The 19,855-nt window shown below is 44.4% G+C and carries 19 protein-coding genes; 9 read left to right on the forward strand and 10 right to left on the reverse strand.

The window, feature by feature from the left end; all coding sequences use genetic code 11:
* The first annotated feature begins 64 nt into the window (after positions 1–64).
* Positions 65–817 carry a Uma2 family endonuclease gene (locus H6F42_RS08455; RefSeq protein ID WP_190398916.1) on the forward strand — a complete coding sequence of 251 codons (753 nt, stop codon included), beginning with the start codon at positions 65–67 and terminating at the stop codon, positions 815–817.
* Between the two features lie 81 nt (positions 818–898).
* Positions 899–1,174 carry a hypothetical protein gene (locus tag H6F42_RS08460; protein ID WP_190398917.1) on the forward strand — a complete coding sequence of 92 codons (276 nt, stop codon included), beginning with the start codon at positions 899–901 and terminating at the stop codon, positions 1,172–1,174.
* 35 nt (positions 1,175–1,209) lie between these two features.
* Here H6F42_RS08460 and H6F42_RS08465 read toward each other — a convergent pair whose 3' ends face one another.
* The 3 genes from H6F42_RS08465 to H6F42_RS08475 all read right to left on the reverse strand — a co-directional run bounded on the left by H6F42_RS08465 (position 1,210) and on the right by H6F42_RS08475 (position 2,526).
* Positions 1,210–1,530, reverse strand: a complete 321-nt coding sequence (locus H6F42_RS08465; protein ID WP_190398918.1) for a type II toxin-antitoxin system RelE/ParE family toxin — start codon at positions 1,528–1,530, stop codon at positions 1,210–1,212.
* 6 nt (positions 1,531–1,536) lie between these two features.
* Positions 1,537–1,794 carry a type II toxin-antitoxin system ParD family antitoxin gene (locus H6F42_RS08470; RefSeq protein ID WP_190398919.1) on the reverse strand — a complete coding sequence of 86 codons (258 nt, stop codon included), beginning with the start codon at positions 1,792–1,794 and terminating at the stop codon, positions 1,537–1,539.
* Positions 1,795–1,875: 81 nt separating this feature from the next.
* Entirely contained in the window at positions 1,876–2,526 is a 651-nt protein-coding gene (locus H6F42_RS08475; RefSeq protein WP_190398920.1) for a choice-of-anchor R domain-containing protein, read from the reverse strand.
* 634 nt (positions 2,527–3,160) lie between these two features.
* Between H6F42_RS08475 and pheA the strand changes: the two genes are divergently transcribed.
* The gene (gene pheA / locus H6F42_RS08480) at positions 3,161–4,003 is read left to right on the forward strand and encodes a prephenate dehydratase (protein ID WP_347272295.1); all 843 of its coding nucleotides are present in this window, start codon (positions 3,161–3,163) and stop codon (positions 4,001–4,003) included.
* A 138-nt stretch (positions 4,004–4,141) separates the two neighbouring features.
* On the opposite strand, the gene H6F42_RS08485 is transcribed toward pheA, so the two are convergent.
* Positions 4,142–4,903: a hypothetical protein gene (locus H6F42_RS08485; RefSeq protein WP_190398922.1), complete on the reverse strand. Its 762-nt coding sequence runs from the start codon at positions 4,901–4,903 to the stop codon at positions 4,142–4,144.
* Positions 4,904–5,181: 278 nt separating this feature from the next.
* On the opposite strand from H6F42_RS08485, the gene ribBA reads away from it, so the two are divergent.
* Positions 5,182–6,897: a bifunctional 3,4-dihydroxy-2-butanone-4-phosphate synthase/GTP cyclohydrolase II gene (gene ribBA / locus H6F42_RS08490; RefSeq protein ID WP_190398923.1), complete on the forward strand. Its 1,716-nt coding sequence runs from the start codon at positions 5,182–5,184 to the stop codon at positions 6,895–6,897.
* On the opposite strand, the gene H6F42_RS22110 is transcribed toward ribBA, so the two are convergent.
* Together H6F42_RS22110 and H6F42_RS22115 are read right to left on the reverse strand one after the other, a co-directional pair.
* Positions 6,848–6,979, reverse strand: coding sequence for a hypothetical protein (locus H6F42_RS22110; RefSeq protein ID WP_277873840.1), 132 nt, complete (start codon positions 6,977–6,979; stop codon positions 6,848–6,850). The genes ribBA and H6F42_RS22110 overlap by 50 nt on opposite strands.
* A gap of 301 nt (positions 6,980–7,280) precedes the next feature.
* A complete protein-coding gene (locus H6F42_RS22115) occupies positions 7,281–7,370 on the reverse strand; it encodes a cytochrome b6-f complex subunit PetN (RefSeq protein ID WP_190350483.1) in 90 nt (29 codons plus the stop codon).
* A 210-nt stretch (positions 7,371–7,580) separates the two neighbouring features.
* Between H6F42_RS22115 and H6F42_RS08500 the strand changes: the two genes are divergently transcribed.
* From H6F42_RS08500 to H6F42_RS08510, 3 genes are all read left to right on the forward strand, one after another.
* The gene (locus H6F42_RS08500) at positions 7,581–8,333 is read left to right on the forward strand and encodes a DUF928 domain-containing protein (protein ID WP_190398924.1); all 753 of its coding nucleotides are present in this window, start codon (positions 7,581–7,583) and stop codon (positions 8,331–8,333) included.
* Between the two features lie 244 nt (positions 8,334–8,577).
* Positions 8,578–10,929, forward strand: coding sequence for an adenylate/guanylate cyclase domain-containing protein (locus H6F42_RS08505; protein ID WP_190398925.1), 2,352 nt, complete (start codon positions 8,578–8,580; stop codon positions 10,927–10,929).
* Positions 10,930–11,034: 105 nt separating this feature from the next.
* Positions 11,035–13,068 (forward strand): thioredoxin domain-containing protein, encoded by a 2,034-nt coding sequence (locus H6F42_RS08510; RefSeq protein WP_190398926.1) that lies wholly within the window; start codon positions 11,035–11,037, stop codon positions 13,066–13,068.
* A gap of 69 nt (positions 13,069–13,137) precedes the next feature.
* Here the strand turns inward: H6F42_RS08510 and H6F42_RS08515 are convergent, their stop codons facing one another.
* Together H6F42_RS08515 and H6F42_RS08520 are read right to left on the reverse strand one after the other, a co-directional pair.
* Positions 13,138–13,959: a sulfurtransferase gene (locus H6F42_RS08515; RefSeq protein ID WP_190398927.1), complete on the reverse strand. Its 822-nt coding sequence runs from the start codon at positions 13,957–13,959 to the stop codon at positions 13,138–13,140.
* 77 nt (positions 13,960–14,036) lie between these two features.
* A complete protein-coding gene (locus tag H6F42_RS08520) occupies positions 14,037–14,963 on the reverse strand; it encodes an NAD(P)H-dependent glycerol-3-phosphate dehydrogenase (protein WP_190398928.1) in 927 nt (308 codons plus the stop codon).
* Between the two features lie 198 nt (positions 14,964–15,161).
* Here H6F42_RS08520 and H6F42_RS08525 point away from each other — a divergent pair, with 198 nt between their 5' ends.
* Entirely contained in the window at positions 15,162–15,659 is a 498-nt protein-coding gene (locus H6F42_RS08525) for a bifunctional nuclease family protein (protein ID WP_190398929.1), read from the forward strand.
* A 43-nt stretch (positions 15,660–15,702) separates the two neighbouring features.
* Here H6F42_RS08525 and H6F42_RS08530 read toward each other — a convergent pair whose 3' ends face one another.
* Positions 15,703–16,773: a helix-turn-helix domain-containing protein gene (locus H6F42_RS08530; RefSeq protein WP_190398930.1), complete on the reverse strand. Its 1,071-nt coding sequence runs from the start codon at positions 16,771–16,773 to the stop codon at positions 15,703–15,705.
* Between the two features lie 317 nt (positions 16,774–17,090).
* Positions 17,091–17,837, reverse strand: a complete 747-nt coding sequence (locus tag H6F42_RS08535; RefSeq protein ID WP_190398931.1) for a pseudouridine synthase — start codon at positions 17,835–17,837, stop codon at positions 17,091–17,093.
* A 341-nt stretch (positions 17,838–18,178) separates the two neighbouring features.
* On the opposite strand from H6F42_RS08535, the gene H6F42_RS08540 reads away from it, so the two are divergent.
* Positions 18,179–19,738: a ferredoxin--nitrite reductase gene (locus H6F42_RS08540; RefSeq protein ID WP_190398932.1), complete on the forward strand. Its 1,560-nt coding sequence runs from the start codon at positions 18,179–18,181 to the stop codon at positions 19,736–19,738.
* Positions 19,739–19,855 lie beyond the last annotated feature (117 nt).

Here is a 19,855-nt window from a genome sequence, read left to right on the forward strand (position 1 = left end):
GGCGGCGCAATGCGCCGCCTTTTTTTTATTCTAAAATATTCAGTGCGATCGTATTGCTTGAGCTATGACACCAATTATTGCCCCTGAGCTTGAGTCTGTTCAACAAATTCAAGAAGTTCAAAAAGAAATATTTTATCCTTCTGAGGATGGCGAACCTTTGGCTGAGACTTCTGTTCATGCCGATGCAATTATTGCAACGGTAGCTGTTTTACGCAATTATTTAGCCGAAAAGTTTGTAGAGCGATCGTCTGTTGTCCTTGCAGATCAGTTTTTATATTACGCAAAGGGCTTTCCTAGATTACGGGTTGCGCCAGATGTGATGGTGATTTTTGATATTCCTCAACAACCCTATGACAATTACAAAATTTGGGAAACAAGCAAAATACCCAGCGTAATTTTTGAGATGACTTCGGCAAGTACACAAGCTCATGATCAAACGAAAAAGCGAGAGCTTTACGAAAGCATTGGGGTTTTGGAATATTGGCTTTTTGATCCTAAAGGTGAATGGATTCCTGAAAAATTACGCGGCTATCGTCGTCAAGCGAATCTCCCAGAAAGGGAAGAAGATTTATTGATTTATGAAGCGATCGCTGATGGCTTGAGTCAGGTTTTAGGATTACGCCTTGAAGTTGAAGGTTCTCTAATCAATTTCTATCGCCAAGACAATGGCGAAAAGTTGTTAATTCCTAGTGAGTTATTTTCGGCTCTGCAAGAACAGACTCAACGTGCCGAATCTGCGGAAGAAAGGGCTAGACTTGCCGAACTAGAGGCTCAAAAATTACGCGATCGCTTAGCTGCATTAGGTGTAGAACCATAAAATGATCAACAAATATCTATATTCTGGTCTTTCTAGATATGTTGTTATCTAAAATGGTAACAACCCAATCTGAGAAAAGCTATGGCTAAAACTTTGACGATTACGCTTTCAGATAATTTGGAAGAAGAGTTAACGGCTCAAGCAGTACGCCTAAATCAATCTCCTGAAGCGATCTTGTTACAGGCTTTGACTAGGCAGTTAAAGTTTTTATCTCAGATTAGCTTGTTACCAGTTACAGAAACCGATCCGCTCTTACGGTTAATTGGTTCTATTGATGTTGATATACCCGCTCTTACTGAAAATTGCGATCGCTATATCGGTCAAGATCTTTATCAGGAGCTACAAGTGAATGAATAGTTTGTTTGTTAATACACAGGGATAGACAAGTCTTTTTATTTGTCAGGGGTAAGTATAAATTCCAGATCTTGAGCGCCATGTAAAACCCGAAGGATTTCAACAGTTTCAGGGGATTGAATCTGATAAAAAATGATGTATTTCGTAAACCCTTTAATTTGGTACTGGCGAACTTGAGTTAGCTGTGGATGGCTGAAGTTACTAAGTCTGCCGATCGCGGGAAACTGAGCGATAACATTAAATGTGGCTTCAGCAGAGTAGAGCAAGCGATCGCTTGCATCAAGATTTTCCAGACTGATATTGGTTGCATGGGCAATTAGATCCTGAATGACGATCGGACGTTTGTTGATGTTAGCCATTGGGTCTTAGCTATTCTGAGTGCGATCGCTATGGTTGTTGCGGACTGATTGACGGATTGCATCCCAATCATCGCTGGTCATGGGAGTTGGATCTCCTGAAGCAATACCTTCGAGAATGAGTGGTTCAAGGTATTGTTTGCGCGACTGATCTTGCTGAATTAAGGTTTGAATGTAGTCATTGGCATTGGAATAATATCCTGATGCTATTTGCTCTTGCAAGTATAGGGTCAAAGCTTCAGGCAGAGTGACTGTTAGGGTTGTCATCGTTAGGCTGATGTAACTATATTTTTTGAGTATAGATTATTTTAAAATAGTAAAGGCGGCGCAATGCGTCGCCTTTCTTGCTTATTTTGATTTTTTAAACTTTTTACGCAAGAGCCAACCGCCGCCGAGGACGGCTATGCCAAACTGTGGCGAAAAGTCAAAGGGAACAGGCGTAGCATCTATAGCATTGACTTGAAAAGAATAGCGATTCGCGTTATTAAAGTAGCTTCCACCATTGTTGTTACTGCTCCTATAACTATCAAAAGTAGCAACTCCTGTTGGCGCGACAGCAGGAAAACTCCCAAACCAAGCATAATTACCAGATGTTGCATCGACTAATAGCCAATAGCGCGTATCTGCGGCAAAGGTGAAGTTGGCAGTGGGAGTGAAGGTGAAGTCACTCGCTGCATCAGAATTAGATGTAGGGTTAGTGAAGAAAACTGTCTGGAGTGTGGCTCCTAATGGACTGGTACTTGTTTTAGTGGCATCGGCATAGATTTGCAGCAGGGCGACATCACCATCAGTATCGGTGTTGTAGGTTGAGAGTCGCAAAACGATGTTATCTAATTGATAGCCCACGCCTACGGGTAATGTGAAACCGACAGCAGTCTGCTGAACGCCAGCAGAAATGTTAGCACCACCACCACCATCATTTGAAGGTAAGTTACCGATCAGATTAATTGCTTCGGCGGAGCTAGAAAAGGCTAGAGTGGTTGCTAGGAGAGCAGTCACCCCCCCATTTTTATTTTAGATTTGAGCATTTGGTGACAGGTTGTTAGGTAGGGATTTACAGGCAAGGGGCTTAAGCCGCTTATTTATATAGATTAGAGTTGAAAATTGCAGCTACTTTCGACAAAGCATACTTTGCTGATAAATAAATAGCAATACTGCGTTTGACTTGTCTAATTGGCATTTTTCGCTCATTTAGGAAATTTATTAGGACTGACGCAGAATTGTCTAAGACCCTCACCCCTAGCCCCTCTCCCAAAAACTACCGTGTACACACAAGTCATAAAACCCAGTCAAGTCAACATTTAATCGCCCCCTAGCCCCCAATTCTGGGGGAACAAGAAAAGAAAATTCTTTCAAAGTCCCCCAGAATTGGGGGATTTAGGGGGCTTAGATAAATCGCAACGTAGACACTTAGACTTGTGTGTACACGGTAGCTCCCAAAAAGGGAGAGGGGAACAAGAAAAATATCTTACTCCCCTTCTCCCAGAACGGGAGAAGGGGGTGGGGGATGAGGGCAAAAGCGATCTGAACTGATATAGAAAAAGTCGGGGATCTGGACATACACAGGTTACATTTACATTCCTGTTAATCAAAGCGATCGCGTTATGATTAACCTGACTGCCACACAGCTTTAATCATGACAACGATCGCTTATCTTGGTCCCGCAGGTACATATTCAGAAATGGCAGCCTTGCGCTATTTGCAGCTTAGTCATCCAGACCTAGAACACGATCCATCGCGAATGTGTCCCTATCCGACGATACCCCAAGCAATTAACGCCGCCGAAAAAGGTAATGTGGAAATCGCGGTCGTGCCTGTGGAAAACTCTATCCAAGGCGGCGTAACCATGACCCTTGATAGCCTCTGGCAATCGGAAGCTTTACAAATTCAACAAGCGATCGTTCTCCCGATCGCCCATGCTCTGATTACCCGTGCCGAAAAACTGGAAGATATTAGAACTGTCTATTCCCATCCTCAAGGCTTAGCCCAATGTCAGCAATGGCTCGATCAACATTTGCCTAATGTGCAGCAAATTGCTACAGATTCCACTACCGATGGACTCCATACGGTTGCAGAAGATTTAACTGCGGCGGCGATCGCCTCTCAACGCGCTGCTGAATTGTATAACCTACCGATTTTGCAATTTCCCATTAACGATCAACCCGATAACTGCACCCGTTTTTTAGTTTTAGGACATAAACCCAGCACCCAAGGCACGCATACATCCCTAGCCTTTAGCCTCAATCGCAATATTCCCGGAGCTTTAGTTAAGCCCTTGTTAGTCTTTGCCGATCGCCATATTAATTTAAGTCGCATTGAGTCTCGCCCCACCAAGCGATCGCTTGGCGAATATATCTTTTTTCTAGATATCGAAGTTAGTTCTCAGGAATCGAACTTCCATGAAGCATTACAAGAATTAAAAACCGTTACCGAAAATCTCAAAATTCTCGGCAGTTACGCCATCCATAATTGCTAAACTCCAAGAAACTGATTCTCACGCTTTGCGTGAGAATCAGTTTCTGTTATGGCTCTGTCATAAAATAAAGAACCAGATTTTGATGGCGCGGCAGAGCCGCGCCATCAAAATCTGGTTCTTTATTAAGTTATGGAACCCTTATCTTTTTGAGTGAGCTAAACGCTTATTTCGCATCAGGACATTTGCGCCCTCATTGGTTTGCTCAATCACTAGTACAGGTGTAGGCTTCGCATTTTGATCCCAACTGATCACGGCAAGTTTGCCTTGAATCGTAGGTTGCCAGTTGCGATTTTCATCGGAAGCTGAAACAAAGTTTTCTAAACCACTAGCCAAATCCTTAAGAATACTTTGAGAACCATGGGCAGGAATTTTGGCTAATTTGACATGAATACGAAAAAGAACCCGAATTTGCGAATCATCATGATGTTCAGGCTGGTAGGAAACATCGAAAATGACATCAATTTTGCGGACATTGCCATTTTCCTCTTCCGTAGGCATTAAGGCAGGCGCAACTTTGTGACGGAGATTAACTTTTATCTGCGCCAAAATAATGTCACAAAAGTGAGGTTCCTCCATTCTCATACTGAGGTAGTCGAGATTAAATTCACGGGAATGAATTAGATCGGGATTACGTTCATGGTCATCAATTGTATGTAGCGCTAATTTGAGTTTTTTGAGCAGTTCTTGATTCTTGATTTGTTCCACCCTTAACTGTTCGCGAGTTCTTCGCAATTGCCAGTAATGATAGGCAGTTGCGCCAAGAGCGCTCCAAAGTAAAACTATCAACAAACTCACACCCATCACATTTTGGAGAGGCATAGTTGTCTGTTCGATCGCGCTAAATAGTCCTTCGGGTTCGCTAGTCTTTGCGGTATTCACAACCTTAGATGCATTCAACATATCCCAGCCTCAATTAATCTACTAAAAAGCTTATGAAAATTTCATCCAATTATTTTTTTTCCTCCCACCTGCCTGAAATATGAATTTCTGCCGCGATCGCAAGTTCTTACAAATAATCTTCGCATTTCCCCTCAATAAAATTATTCCCTCAAATAATTTAGAAATTTCACTATGCCTGCATAAAAAGATAAGTGGCGGCGCAAAGCGTCGCCACTTATCCTTGGGTAAACAACGTTATATTATAGATATAAATAGCTTGAAGCCCTGAATAGTAAGCCTTGACCAAGTTTCAATTTGACTCCATCCCAGATGCCATTAACGACCTTAAATCTGGTCGCCTAATTATCGTTGTCGATGATGAAAACCGTGAAAACGAAGGCGATCTAATTGGAGCGGCGCAATTTGCAACTCCTGAAATGATTAACTTTATGGCAGTCAAAGCAAGGGGCTTAATCTGCCTAGCGATGACTGGCGATCGCCTTGATAATTTAGATTTGCCCCTCATGGTTGATCGCAATACCGATAGCCAACAAACCGCTTTCACCGTCAGCATTGATGCGGTCGAAGGAACCTCCACAGGAATTTCGGCGGAGGATCGTTCGCGCACAATTCAAGCCGCGATTAACCCTCATACTCGCCCTAATGATCTGCGTCGTCCGGGACATGTATTTCCCCTCCGAGCCAAAGATGGCGGCGTATTAAAACGAGCAGGACATACGGAAGCAGCCGTTGATTTATCGCAGATGGCAGGGCTATATCCCGCAGGCGTAATTTGTGAAATTCAGAATGATGATGGCTCGATGGCGCGTTTGCCTGAGTTGATCGAATATGCCAAACTGCACAACCTCAAATTAATTAGCATTGCCGATTTGATTAGCTATCGCCTTACCCACGATCGCTTTGTGAAGCGGGAGGCGATCGCCAGTTTGCCATCCCTATTTGGTAATTTCCGCGTCTATGCCTATCGCAATATCATTGATAACACCGAGCATTTAGCGATCGTCAAAGGCGATCCACAGGAATTTGCCGACAATGAAGTGCTAGTCCGAGTCCATTCGGAATGTTTGACAGGTGATGCCCTCGGCTCCCTACGTTGTGATTGTCGCGGGCAGTTGCAAAGCGCCTTAAAAATGATTGAATTTGCCAATTGGGGCGTAGTCATTTATCTCAAGCAAGAAGGGCGCGGCATTGGACTAATTAACAAGATCAAAGCCTATGCCCTCCAAGATGGCGGATTAGACACGGTTGAGGCAAATGAAAAGCTAGGTTTTGGGGCTGATCTGCGTACCTATGGGGTTGGGGCGCAAATGTTGCATGATCTAGGAGTCAAAAAAATGCGCCTGATCACCAATAATCCCCGCAAACTAGCAGGGCTGAAGGGTTTTGATATTGAAGTAGTTGGGCGTTTGCCTCTGCTGATCGAAACCAACGAATATAACTCGCGCTATCTCGAAACTAAGGCGGAGAAATTAGGGCATCTACTCCTGCAAACTAAGCTGGTCACCTTGGGCATTTGCTGGACAGGTGATATATCGTCAGATTATTTGGCGCAATTACGAGAAGTTGCCTCGGAGAATGACCTGCTATTGCAGGAGGAAAATTCTCCCAATTTGGCTAGTCTTTTTGCCAATGGTGCGAGCCTATCTCCTGAGGCAGCTAGCAAAAAAGATTCCTCCCAGTCTCCCGCTCATAAGCTTTCGATTGTGCATTTAGGCTTCGATCGCTCCAATGAAATTTCCGAGGATTGGTACGAGCAGCCCAATCATCCCTACCGCCAAGCGATCGTGCGAGTCTTTAAGCATCTAAAGCAATGGGAGCAAATCACCACGTTTAAATTTTTTGTAGCCACAAAGGATGCGGAACTGCCCGACGAATTTGAGGATACGATCAATTTGGGGCTAGCTTGGAATAGTCCTTGGAAAAGCGATCGCCTGTACGAGTGGTTTAACTTTTTCCACCACGACGGCGACGGTCTTGCCATTCTAGATAAGTAAGATAGCCAATGCCACCTGTGGTAAGCGCTAGCAAGATGATCGCAATCCAGAAAAAAGAATTAAGAACAATAGCTTCTGACATATACCTTGGTTACAAAATTTAAACTTTTTATCCCAATTCACCAAAGTGCTAACACTTTGGTGAATTGAAACCCAAATCTATAGCTGTGGTCACTTGTATTAGGACAAATCAAAACCTAAGAAGACGAGTTGCGGCGCTTCGCGCCGCAACTCGTCTTCTGGTTTTGTGTCCTAACAAGATTGACCACAGCTATACTAAGGATTTTAAAACAGAAAATGTCTACGCCATTTTCTGTTTTGGTACGACATCATAAAGGCGGCGCAATGCGCCGCCTTTATATTTTGGAATAGAGAAGCACGATTTATAAACCGTTACGTCCCCACACAACGAAAGCGATCGATAGTGTGAACATACCCAACAAACCAAACCAACCTAGTGACAAGATATCCATAATTTGTAACGATTTATAGACTTAAGGACAATTTAAATAAACTTTTCTAAATCTCATCATACGCTTTCCTGTGCTTTACGCCCACAGCAAAATGTTAAGTCGAATGTCTATAGCAACTTTTTAGTGAAAGCTGCATTCTTAATATCTGTATAACTGCCCACTATTTGCCTACTTGATCATACAATCCAATTTTCTGGAGGCGATCGCATTATGTATTTCCCAAAAAAACTCTTAACAGCGTTAGCCTGTTCTTGCTTGGCGGCAACTACTATCGCTTCATCGGTTACCATCTTTACGCCATTTGCCCAAGCACAGTCACGTAAAGTCAAGTACAATCCCCCAAGCAATCTAGATGCCCCCAAAACATCATCCCCTGGGATCATCCGTGGTGTCTGCCTCAAGGATACAGCTTGTCTAATTGGTTTACTTCCAGATTTAAAAATAGATACAACCCCCGTCCCGCAAACTATTTCGGAGCGTCCAACCATTTATTTCCTTGTTCCCAAATTTGAAGGACAAGGCACTTTCCGACTGTATGAAAGAGAAGGGAATGGTCGTTTTATCTACCGTAAGGATTTTGAACTAAAAAATGAAGCTGGTATTATTGCCTTTAAACTTCCCGATGATGCGCCCAGCCTAGAATTAGGTAAGGCTTATCGATGGAGATTTGATGTAAATGAAAAGCCTGATTCCAAGATTGTGTTTGGAATGATTCGCCGAATTGCGCCTAGTGCCAAATTCGTAGAACAACTTAAAAAGGTTACTAATCCCACCGAAAAAGCGGCTCTTCTAGCCCAAGAGAGCATTTGGTATGATGCTGTACAAACTTTGGCGGAAGCTCAAATGACAGTTCCTCGAAATACTGAAGTATTTGCAGAATGGAATGCTTTGCTACAAACATCTAAACTCGATCGCGTCTTACCCTTCTCCTTTGTGTCCCAAAAAATTTCCCCAGTAGAATAATCTTAATTCAAAGCCTTCTACTTAATACTGATGTTACGTGGAAGTTTCCAAGACCCTCACCCCTAGCCCCTCTCCCAAAAGGGGAGAAGGGAACAAGAAATTGTCTTACTCCCCTTCTCCCTTGATGGGAGAGGGGGCTGGGGGGGTGAGGATTCCACGTAACATCAGTTAATAGTGGTGCGCGGCGTTGCCGCGCACCACTATTAAGTAGGATGGCTATAGCATTGTTCAATAAGGATCGATCATGGCGAAGGTTGCTCGGTTGAAAAATCTTCTCTGGAAATGGCGTGGTATTGCGATCGCCGCTCCCAGTATTTCTGTAGTGGTCATTGCTCTAAGACTGTTAGGAGCATTGGAACCTTTAGAACTATCTTTGCTCGATCAATTTTTTCGATGGCGATCGCCCGAGCCAGAAGATCAGCGAGTCGTCGTTGTGGGCATTGATGAAGCGGATATCCGTCAATATGGATGGCCAATTGATGATGCTCTATTAACTCAGTTATTAGATAAAGTGCGTCAGCAAAAGCCCCGTGCGATCGGGCTGGACTTAGCAAGAGATAAGCCACTGGGTTTAGGCTATGCCCAATTAGAGAAATTATTTAAAACTACTCCCAACTTGATTGGTGCATCCAAAACCGCCGATCTCGTAGCTTCTAACTTTGCGATCGCTAGTTCAGATATTGCCCCACCTCCTGCTTTAGCGGAGCTAGATCAAGTGGGAGCAATTAATCTGCCCGTTGATGCTGATGGTCGGGTGCGGCGAGGCTTGCTATCTCTGCGCCTCCCCGATGGTAAAACTTCCCTAAGCTTTGGTTTGCAATTATCTTTGCTCTATCTTGAACAGGAAAAAACAGTTCCCTTTGAGCAAGCGTTAAATCCGCCGCGACTAAATGCGAATGATGGCGGTTACAGTCATATTGATGTGGGAGGACATCAATTTATAATTAACTATCGCCGTTCCGCTAAAGGCTTTCAGTTTGTGAGAATGGCGGAAGTCTTAGAGGGCAAGCTTGCCCCTGAGGTATTGCGCGATCGCGTGGTGATTATTGGCGTAACTGCGGTGAGTTTGCGAGATTGGTTTTTTACGCCTCTGGATAGCGGGATTGGCAGCACCCGCATATTTACGTCGGGAGCCGAGGTTCATGCCCAGATTGTTAGTCATATTCTTAGTAGTTCCCTTGATGGACGAGCGACGATCCATACTTGGGAGAAGTACTGGGAATATCTCTGGATCTTTGGGTGGGCTTTAGCAGGTTCCTTTTTAATTTGGCAATGGCGCAATGTTAGTTCTAAGGATCGGGAACTCTTGGTGCTGGTGGCGCGATCGCTCAGTATTTTTGCGATCGGCGGTGGTTTGGTGGCTGTTAGCTATATAGCCCTAAACTATGGCTGGTGGTTACCCTTTGTGCCTGCGATGATTGCCTTTTTAGGTGGCGGCGCGATCGTGACGAGCTATTTAGCTATTACGGCTGCACAGGTTCGCGCTTACTTTAGTCGCTATCTCACCGACGCGGTGGTCAAAAGCCTTCTCGAAACTCCTGAAGGACTGAAGCTTGGAGGCGATCGCCGTAAAGTCTCAATCCTGATGTGTGATTTGCGGGGATTCTCCACAGTTTCCGAAAAGATGCCTCCTGAGAAGGTCGTGGAAATCCTCAATGTTTTTCTCGGCACAATGACCGAGGCGATCGCCCCCTATCAAGGCACAATTGACGAATTCATCGGGGATGCGATTTTAGTTCTCTTCGGCGCACCCATTAATCGCGAAGATGATGCCGCCAGAGCTGTCGCCAGTGCGATCGCTATGCAATTAGCCATGCGATCGGTCAATGAAAAGCTTGCTCACATGAATTTACCCGAAATAGCTATGGGAATTGGCATTAATACAGGGGAAGTCGTGGCGGGAAATATTGGCTCCCAATCCCGCGCTAAGTATGCCGTGGTGGGCAATCACGTCAACCTCACCGCCCGCATCGAATCCTATACGGTCGGTGGTCAAATCCTGATTTCGGAAACTACCTATCAAGAAGTTCAAGATATGGTCAAAACTAACGGCTCTATGCAAGTAGAACCCAAAGGCGTATCTCAACCAATCTCGATCTACGATATTTGGGGTATTGAAGGTAGTTATGGTCTGGAACTCCCTTCCATCAATGAATCTCTCCAAGTTTTGCCAACTCCTATTCCCATTACCTATCGCATTTTAGAAGAGAAGCATTTAGGAACGGACATTTTTACAGGCGAAATCCGCAGATTATCTCTTTATGGGGCGGAAATCTTTGCTAGTCAGGATATTCCTGTATTAAGCAATCTCAAGATCCATCTCCAAGTTCCCGTTGATTATCCGCGAGTAGATGGGAATCAAAATTCAGAAATTGCCGTTTCAGGGGAAATCTATGCCAAGGTGTTAAAGCGTCAACAGCCTAATCGTACGAGTGGATTAGAGCAGATGATTTCAGAAAATTTCGTTCTCGAAAATAAACTAGCGATCGCTTCTATTCCTAAACAGCGATCGCCCAAATTTAAGATCATTTACTTACATTTCACCACCGTACCCAGCGAAATCAAAGATTGGATTAAAGCAACTAAGTTGCTTTGAAGATTGGCGAAACAAAGAGTTAAACTGACTAAAGAGGAATTTTTGTGTCATGGCTTAGCCATGACACAAAAATTCCTCTTTAGTCAGTCCGCCTAACTCTGCCCTATGCCCAATCGTCTCGCGCAATCGCAAAGCCTCTATCTCCGTAAACACGCTGAGAACCCCATTGATTGGTATCCTTGGGGCGACGAAGCTTTGGTAAAAGCGAGAGCCGAAAATAAGCCGATTTTTCTATCTGTAGGTTACTCTAGCTGCCATTGGTGTACGGTGATGGAGCATGAAGCCTTTTCGGATACCTTAATCGCTGACTATATGAATGAGCGATTTGTGGCGATTAAAGTTGATCGCGAAGAACGTCCTGACCTTGACAGCATCTATATGCAAGCTGTGCAGATTATGGGCGAAAGTGGCGGATGGCCGCTTAATCTGTTTCTGGCTCCCGATGACTTAGTGCCTTTTTATGGCGGAACCTATTTTCCCATTGAGCCACGCTATGGTCGCCCAGGATTTTTAAGAGTATTGCAGTCGATTTGTGAGATTTATTACGATCGCCATCAGGACATTCAAGACTATAAAGAGCAAATCGTGCGGAATTTGCATCAAGTTAATCGTCTCATTCCTGTGCCAATTATTAGCGATGAGGTTTTGGCTAATGGAATTGCCAAATGTGCTGAGGTAGTTACTAATCGGGATTATGGAACTTGTTTTCCGATGATTCCCTACGCTAATTTTTTGCTGAGGGCAAGTCGTTTTGAATCGGTGCGATCGCTGGTGTTAGATAAGGCGCAGCAAAGGGGACTAGATTTAGCCTTGGGCGGTATTTTTGATCATGTAGCGGGGGGCTGGCATCGTTATACGGTCGATCCCACTTGGACAGTGCCGCATTTTGAGAAGATGCTCTATGACAATGGCTTGATCATGGAATATCTCGCGAATTTATGGATGTCTGGCTTACAAGAACCTGCGATCGCCAGAGCTTGCGAAATCACGGCTATTTGGTTACAGAGAGAAATGCTCGCGGAAGAGGGATGTTTTTATGCCTCTCAAGATGCTGATAGCGAGGGTCGAGAAGGCAAATTTTGGGTATGGAGCTATGCAGAACTCAAAAAGCTTTTTAGTGCCACAGAATTAGAATTATTAATGCAGGAGTTCACCATTTCGGTGAGTGGTAATTTTGAAGAAACTAATGTGCTTCAGCGTAAAAGGCTAGGAGAGTTAGCCCCTGAGATTGAAAATAGTCTCTTAAAACTATTCCGTCGTCGTTATGGTGAATATTCCCGTCCGACTGACGCTTTTTCGGTGGCGCGTAGCCAAGCGGACATTCGCGAAATTAGTTGGGAAGGTCGCGTTCCTCCCGTAACGGATACCAAGGCAATCACGTCTTGGAATGCGCTGATGATATCGGGCTTAGCTGTTGCCTATCGTGCCTTTCCGAAGCCAATTTTTAAGCAGCTAGCAGTCAAGGCGGCGAAATTCATTCTAGAAAATCAATGGATGGAGGGACATTTACAAAGAATTAATTATGAAGGCACAGCTTCGGGGGCGGCTCAGTCGGAAGACTATGCACTCTTAATTAAGGCTTTGCTAGATTTACATCAAGCAATTCCTGAAACAGCAAGTTTTTATTTAGAGCAGGCGATCGCCATTCAAGCGGAGTTCGATCGCGATTTTTGGGATGCGATGTCTGGCGGTTATTTCAATACTACGAGCGATTCCAGTCAGCATTTATTATTGCGAGAACGCAATTATCAAGATAATGCGATTCCTTCAGCTAATGGTGTGGCGATCGCGAATCTAGTACGGCTAGCGAGCATTACCGAAAAATTGGAATATCTAGATCGGGCTGAGTTGGGGCTGAAACGTTTTGGTCAGGTGATGAGCAATAGCCCTGTAGCTTGTCCGAGTCTATTAGTTGCCTTTGACTGGTTCCGCAATCATACACTGGTACGCGCAAATCCAGAGCAGTACGCCTATCTCAATCGGCAATATTGGCCCGTAGCCAATTTGCGAATCGAGCAGAATTTTGCCCATCCCGAGGCGATCGCGATGGTCTGTCAGGGCTTAGCTTGTTTGGAACCTGCAACTAGTCAGGAAATGTGCGATCGGCAAATTTTACGCAGCAGCACCCGAATTAAATAAAAGGGGGCTTACTTACGCCCCTTGTTTAGCAAAAAGCTAATGGTGGCGCAGAGCGCCACCATTAGCTAATTATAAGTAGGAACACCAATCGCTCCAACTTCCTGCGTAGAGCTTTGCTGTTTCAATTCCTGCTAATTTTAGCGATAGCAAATTCACGCAAGCAGTCACCCCTGAGCCGCAGTAAACAATCACTTCCTGTGCATTTTGGACATTTTGCCAGCGATCGCCCTGATTGCTAAGTACAAAACCTTGCTCATTGGTAACTTCCATCCAAGGATAGTTAACTGCACCTTCGATATGTCCCGCCACAGGATCGATCGGTTCGCGCTCACCCCGATAGCGATCGCCTTCCCGTGAATCCACTAAAACAACATCGGCTAAATCCTTGCGAGATTTTACCTCTTGAATATCGACCACCCATCCAGTTTGTAAATTGGGAATAAAGCATCCCATTTTCGGCTCAGGAATTTCCGCACTAGTTGCATAGTTTTGATCTTGCCATCCTGCAAAGCCGCCATCTAGAACCGCCACACTTTCATGTCCCATATAGCGTAATAACCACCACAGCCGCGAGGCAAAGGCAAACCGAGAATCATCATAGGCAATGACTGTAGTTTTCTCTGTGATTCCCATTTGGGATAGCTTTGTCGCTAGTTGCTCAAAATCGGGGAGAGGATGCCTCCCGCCATGTTGCTGCACAGGGCTGGATAAATCTAGATGGAGGTCAAGGTAATAAGCACCTTGAATATGGTTTTCTTGATATTGCTTACGCCCTAAATCTTGATCGGCTAAAGAAAATCGGCAATCAATTACAACTATTTGAGAATGATCTTGAGGCTGGTCAAGACGAGCATGGAGCCAATCAGCCGAAACAATATTTGGATTATGCATAGGTTTAAGTTGGTGCTAAATAAATCCTAAAAGTTTTAGCGCACGCTGCGCGTGCGCCACACCTCTTTTTTGATTTTTTAATTTTCTGGTTTGAGATCCCGTTCCATCAGTCCTTCTACAGCTTGTTGTAGAGTAATTTCACCCTTGAGCAGTCGATCAACATAACGGGATACAGGTACATAGATTTTTTCCCGATCGCTAATTTCCATTAATACATTCGCCGTATTTACCCCCTCCGCCGTACCACTCACACTCGCGATCGCCGCTTCCAGACTCATCCCCTGTGCGATCGCATAGCCTACTTGGTAATTACGGCTGAGATTGCTATTGCAAGTGGCTAGTAGATCGCCCAAACCAGATAGTCCCCAAAAGGTCTCAGGCTGCGCCCCAAAATACACCCCGACCCGAATAATTTCAATCAGCGATCGCGTAATTAAGGCGGATTTAGCATTTGTCCCCAAATTTAGCCCATCGCAAGCCCCCACCGCGATCGCAATCACATTTTTGAGCGTGCCGCCAAGCTCCACGCCAATGGGATCGGAATTGGTATAGACCCTAAAATTGCGTGACGCAAAAATATTTTGAATGAATTGAGCCGCCGCTTCATCGCTACTCGCAACTACGGTCGCCGCAGGTTGTCCCGCCATAATTTCCTTAGACAGATTTGGTCCTGACAGCACCACAAGGGGATGATCGGGGATCAGCGATCGCCAAATTTGGGAAGGAGTTTGTCGGGTCTGTGGCTCTAGCCCCTTCGTGGCGCTGACCAAAATTGCATGGGGTAGTAGCTTTGCACTTTGTAACTGCTCCGCGATCGCCCTAACGCCTTTCATCGACACTGCCGAAATAATCGCATCGCTATTTATAACTACTTCCGCCAGCGACAAATTGCTTTGCCGCGACCAGATCTGCACAGAATGATCGTTTGTTTTTACCAGACTTGCTAGCGCCGATCCCCAAGCACCAGCGCCAATAATCGTAATATTTTTTAAGTCTGATTTCATGTTGTGGATATTGCCCTTAAAAACAAGACGGGAAGCCAGATTCCCTATCGTGACGGTGATATAATAACCTGCAAAAGCCTCTCAATTTCTAAAACCCTTGCTAGTTAGATATGGATGGTCTTTAATTATCAATATCACATCAAGATTTTTGATTGATGAGGGGTACTTTCGCTCATTTCTTGAGAAAGGCTGGCAACAATGATCGAAATGAAGGTGGCTGGAATAGCGATTGATGCTGTCAGCCGTAATCCTATCGTCTTACTGCGAGACACTTTAGAACGGAGAGCCTTGCCGATCTGGATTGGCGAAGCCGAAGCCAAAGCAATTATCGGAGCTTTAGATGGTAGACCACTAGAGCGCCCAATGACTCATGATTTAATGCTGAATTTTTTGGATGCATGGGGTATAACTGTGGAGAGGATTGTCGTCCATGCCCTCAAAAACAGCACTTTTTATGCTGTGATCACGGTTTCACAGGGAGATATCAAAAAAGAAATCGATGCCCGTCCTAGTGATGCGATCGCCGTTGCAGTAAGGGCAAAATGTCCAATTTGGGTAATGGAAGAGGTCATCCTCGAAGCATCAATTCCTGTGGATCAAGATGCTGACGAAGCTGAAAGAAAAGCCTTTCGTGAATTTTTAGCCAAGCTCACCCCAGAGGAGTTAGTCAAAAAAAGTGGGCTAGAGAGTAGCTAACTATAAAAAAAGCGGTGCTTTGCACCGCCTTTTTTATGAAGTTTTATTGAGAGTTACTAGTGGACATAAATTCCACAAAACCACGCACGCTATCATCATTAACTTCGACATTATTGGCTTGATTAAGCCCAAAGTTTCTTTCCGCCACTTCACCCTCTTTGCCCAGTAGCTTAATGGACTGGTTATTGTAGCTTAGGGCGATCGAAGAAGCGTTACCCGCACGGATGGAGATTTGGCGATCGCCAGACCAAGATAGCTTTTTGCCCTCATTGAGCATTCCTTCAAACTCCGTCTGTCCATCCACAATGATTCTCACCCAAGATTCTCCCTTGGCGACAATACCGACATTGACGGGTTTACTACCCACAAAATCAAACTTAGGATTGTCAACGATCGCACTGCTATTATTTTGGAGATTAGTACTGCTAGCCCATATGGTAAGCGCATTATTAAATCCAAAACTAGCTTCTGTAAAAGCCGTCTGGGCTTGAGTTTGATTTAAGAGAGTGGCGGTCACAGTTTCACCCACAGGCGGCTGGGCGGGAGCAGTAGTTTTAGAAATATTAGGTATGGCTTTTCCCGTTTGATCGATTCCGACCTGTCGTAGAACCTCTAACCCCCCAATTTTCGGCAACAAAACATCAATTGCGGTGGTGGACTTATTGGTTTTAGCAGGACTAATTTGCGCCGAATTACCAAAAATAGTTTGATTGTCGTTAATCTTATTAGCTTCAGGAGGATTTAAAAATGTCGCTAGCAGACTCACGGCTCCTGCAATGACCCCCACATAAAGCGCATATAAATGAAGTGGGCGTAATTCCGCCGCCGCACTACCTGCCCATTTTTGCTCAGGCAATACAGGATTTAAAGGAAAATCATCCGAAAGATCCCCAACTCCCAGCGCTGTACCATATTTACGGATAAATCCACGCACATAGACAGGTTCGGGAAGAGACTCGATTTCTCCGTCTTCGATCGCCCGCAAGTATCGTTCAGAAATTAACGTTGTTGCTGTTAAATGTGGAATCGATAGATCTTTATCTTGTCGAATTCGCTTAAACTGCGCTCCGATTTCTGCTAATTTCTCTGCTTGCTTCGAGGTTGTAATATTCACAATACTCACAGACATGTTAGGAAGAGATTGGACTGACTGACTTACACAAGCTGACCTTGGTCAAACTTGGACAACCACAAGTTTTATATAGATATTTGTTCGCAATATGTTTGCTCACAACGTAGCGCTCTGCGATAGGCAGATTGCTTACACCTTTATAACTATAACATTCTGCAAAGTTTTGACATCAAATAAAGATCAGCTTGAACATAATTGGGTGATTTTCAGCATTTTAAGGGTTGATTTGTTGACAATTTAGGGAATTAAAGAGATTTGGGATCTAAAACGTGATGAAACTCTGGAGAGATTAGACAGCATCAGGTTTTTGCAGGATATAAATCTTTGATTTCAGTGTTTTTTAAGAGACGATACATTCCCATTTTTAATGAAGTAACCGAAATTGAAGCGATCGCGACTCGATGGAGGGCTAATACTGGATGTCCTAATTGTTCAGCAACGCGACGAATTTGGCGATTACGACCTTCTCTCAAAATTACTTGGAGTTGGGTTGTAGAAGTGAGTGATTTAGGATTTGGAGATTGTGCAATTTTTTGAAGATGAACGATCGCGGGTAAGGTCATTCTTCCTTCCAACATGACACCCTGCTGCCATTGTTCAAGGGTGGACTGACTAGGAATATCTTTTACCCAGACCTCATAGGTTTTGTCAACATGATGGCGTGGATGCATCAGGTAGTTGGCAAAGTCGCCATCATTAGTTAAGATTAGCGCCCCACTGCTGTTATAGTCCAATCTCCCCACGGGATAAAGATGCTGATATTCTTCGGGCAGTAGATTTAAAACAGTTTTTCGACCTTGGGGGTCATCACAGGTGCAAACTACTCCCGTGGGTTTATTCATTAATAGATAAGTAAAGGCGGGCGCATCTATTTTTAATAGCTTGCCGTTAACTTCAATGCGATCGCTAGCAGCCTCGGCTTTAGTACCCAACTCTGTTACTTGTTTCCCATTTACCCATACTTTTCCTGCCAAAATAATCTGTTCGGACTCTCGGCGCGAAGCGATGCCATGTCTAGACAGAATTTTTTGAAGACGCTCAAGCATAGGGACTCAATAATTAACTGAAAGAAAGCAGCAAAAAGCGCCACTCTCTTTCAGTTATACCAATTTGTGAACCAACCAGAAAACCCTACAAATCCAGAAATGGCGTAGTTATTTCTGGATTTGCGGGGTTTTCTGGCTATGCATTTAACGCATTGCATAATTGCAATTATTAAATAAAGATTAAAAATATGTATTTAGTTATACGAATTGAGATCGAAACATTAAGTAGTGTAAAGCCTATACAAAGTTGAAATAGCGTTTGACATATAGAAATTTAGCATTTTGCTGTAATCGCGATCGCTAAAGATCAAGTTCACCCGCATGAGCCAAGGATAAATCGCATGGCAAACAAAATTGAAGACCTAAAAGCCTCAAAGGATGGTCTTGCACTTAAAGCAGAAATTGATCGGTTTGCCCAAATTGGTTGGGAAGCGATCGAGGACGATGATTTGCAACACCGCTTGAAATGGCTAGGTATATTCTTTCGCAAAAGCACCCCTGGACGTTTCATGGTGCGGATGCGAATTCCCAACGGATTATTGAGTAGCGATCAGATGCGAGTTCTCGCTTCGGTGGTTGAAAAGTGCGGTGAGCATGGTGTTGCAGATATTACCACCCGCCAAAATATTCAAATGCGCGGCATCTGTATCGAAGATGTGCCTGAGATGTTTGCGAAGTTTCGCGCCGTTGGCTTGACCAGTGTGCAGTCCGCTATGGATAACATTCGCAATATTACAGGATCACCTGTTGCAGGGATTGATGCTGATGAGCTTTACGACACTCGCGAACTCGCTATTCAAGTTCAAAATTTACTAACTAATAACGGTGAAGGTAATTCCGCCTTTACTAACTTACCTCGCAAGTTTAATATCGCGATCGCAGGTTGTCGCGATAATTCCACCCATGCGGAAATCAATGACCTCGCCTTTGTGCCTGCCTTTAAAGACGAAGCAAAAGAAATTTTTGGATTTAACGTTATTGTGGGCGGATTCTTTTCGGCGAAGCGCGTTGAAGCTGCCATTCCCCTCAATGTATGGGTTGCTCCTGAAGATGTCGTTGCCCTATGCGAAGCGGTGTTAATCGTATTCCGCGATAACGGCTTACGAGAGAGCCGCCAAAAGTCTAGATTAATGTATCTCATTGATGAGTGGGGAATGGAAAAATTCCGTGCTGAGGTTGAGAAACAAATGGGTAAAACCCTAGAAACCGCAGCCCTCAAAGATGAGATCGAATGGGAAAAGCGCGATCATATTGGTGTGCATAAGCAAAAGCAATCTGGGTTGAGCTACGTCGGCTTGCAAATTCCTGTGGGGCGGATGTATGCGCCTGATATGTATGAATTCGCAAGACTAGCCGACACCTATGGCAACGGAGATATGCGCCTCACGGTAGAGCAAAATCTGCTCATTACCCATGTAAGTGATGAGAAATTGCCTGCGCTTTTGCAAGAACCTTTGCTGCAAAAATTCCCTGTTAGTCCAGATAACCTGATGCGCGGATTGGTCTCCTGCACGGGTAATCAATTCTGTCCTGTGGCGATCGTGGAGACCAAAAATCGCTCCCTTGCGCTGACTAAGCAACTGGCAGATGATTACTATCTTCCGAAAGTTGTCCGCATTCATTGGAGCGGTTGTCCGAATTCTTGCGCCCAGCCACAGGTTGCCGACATTGGTTTTACGGGCTGTAAAGCGCGTAAGAATGGCAAGGTTGTCGATGGTGTTGACATTTATATGGGTGGCACTGTCGGCAAGGATGCCCATCTCGGCAAATGTGTGATGGAGAAGGTTCCCTGTGAAGATTTACGAGAAGTTATTGGAAAACTTTTAGTGGATCACTTTGGTGCTACACCTAAGGAACAAGCCCTATCTGAATCTTCGGCAGAGCTAGTAGCCGTTGGATAAGCAATTATGCGGTCACCTTCTACATATCTAGTTCAGGAAATTACTAATTAATCTTCCTAATCCCCATTAGTTTAGTTATTAACTTCATTTATCAAGTCATTCATCAACGTTAAGGAA

Source organism: Pseudanabaena sp. FACHB-1998, from assembly GCF_014696355.1.
GTDB lineage: Bacteria > Cyanobacteriota > Cyanobacteriia > Pseudanabaenales > Pseudanabaenaceae > Pseudanabaena.

What these genes read in the sequence shown, in the direction of transcription:
- H6F42_RS08505 (WP_190398925.1), top strand. Translation starts at nt 8,578, where the DNA reads ATGGCGAAGGTTGCTCGGTTGAAAAATCTTCTCTGGAAATGGCGTGGT.
- H6F42_RS08470 (WP_190398919.1), bottom strand. Translation starts at nt 1,794, where the DNA reads ATGACAACCCTAACAGTCACTCTGCCTGAAGCTTTGACCCTATACTTG.
- H6F42_RS08455 (WP_190398916.1), top strand. Translation starts at nt 65, where the DNA reads ATGACACCAATTATTGCCCCTGAGCTTGAGTCTGTTCAACAAATTCAA.
- H6F42_RS22115 (WP_190350483.1), bottom strand. Translation starts at nt 7,370, where the DNA reads ATGGATATCTTGTCACTAGGTTGGTTTGGTTTGTTGGGTATGTTCACA.
- H6F42_RS08515 (WP_190398927.1), bottom strand. Translation starts at nt 13,959, where the DNA reads ATGCATAATCCAAATATTGTTTCGGCTGATTGGCTCCATGCTCGTCTT.
- H6F42_RS22110 (WP_277873840.1), bottom strand. Translation starts at nt 6,979, where the DNA reads ATGTCAGAAGCTATTGTTCTTAATTCTTTTTTCTGGATTGCGATCATC.
- H6F42_RS08525 (WP_190398929.1), top strand. Translation starts at nt 15,162, where the DNA reads ATGATCGAAATGAAGGTGGCTGGAATAGCGATTGATGCTGTCAGCCGT.
- H6F42_RS08460 (WP_190398917.1), top strand. Translation starts at nt 899, where the DNA reads ATGGCTAAAACTTTGACGATTACGCTTTCAGATAATTTGGAAGAAGAG.
- H6F42_RS08510 (WP_190398926.1), top strand. Translation starts at nt 11,035, where the DNA reads ATGCCCAATCGTCTCGCGCAATCGCAAAGCCTCTATCTCCGTAAACAC.
- H6F42_RS08465 (WP_190398918.1), bottom strand. Translation starts at nt 1,530, where the DNA reads ATGGCTAACATCAACAAACGTCCGATCGTCATTCAGGATCTAATTGCC.
- H6F42_RS08500 (WP_190398924.1), top strand. Translation starts at nt 7,581, where the DNA reads ATGTATTTCCCAAAAAAACTCTTAACAGCGTTAGCCTGTTCTTGCTTG.
- H6F42_RS08540 (WP_190398932.1), top strand. Translation starts at nt 18,179, where the DNA reads ATGGCAAACAAAATTGAAGACCTAAAAGCCTCAAAGGATGGTCTTGCA.
- H6F42_RS08520 (WP_190398928.1), bottom strand. Translation starts at nt 14,963, where the DNA reads ATGAAATCAGACTTAAAAAATATTACGATTATTGGCGCTGGTGCTTGG.
- H6F42_RS08485 (WP_190398922.1), bottom strand. Translation starts at nt 4,903, where the DNA reads ATGTTGAATGCATCTAAGGTTGTGAATACCGCAAAGACTAGCGAACCC.
- H6F42_RS08535 (WP_190398931.1), bottom strand. Translation starts at nt 17,837, where the DNA reads ATGCTTGAGCGTCTTCAAAAAATTCTGTCTAGACATGGCATCGCTTCG.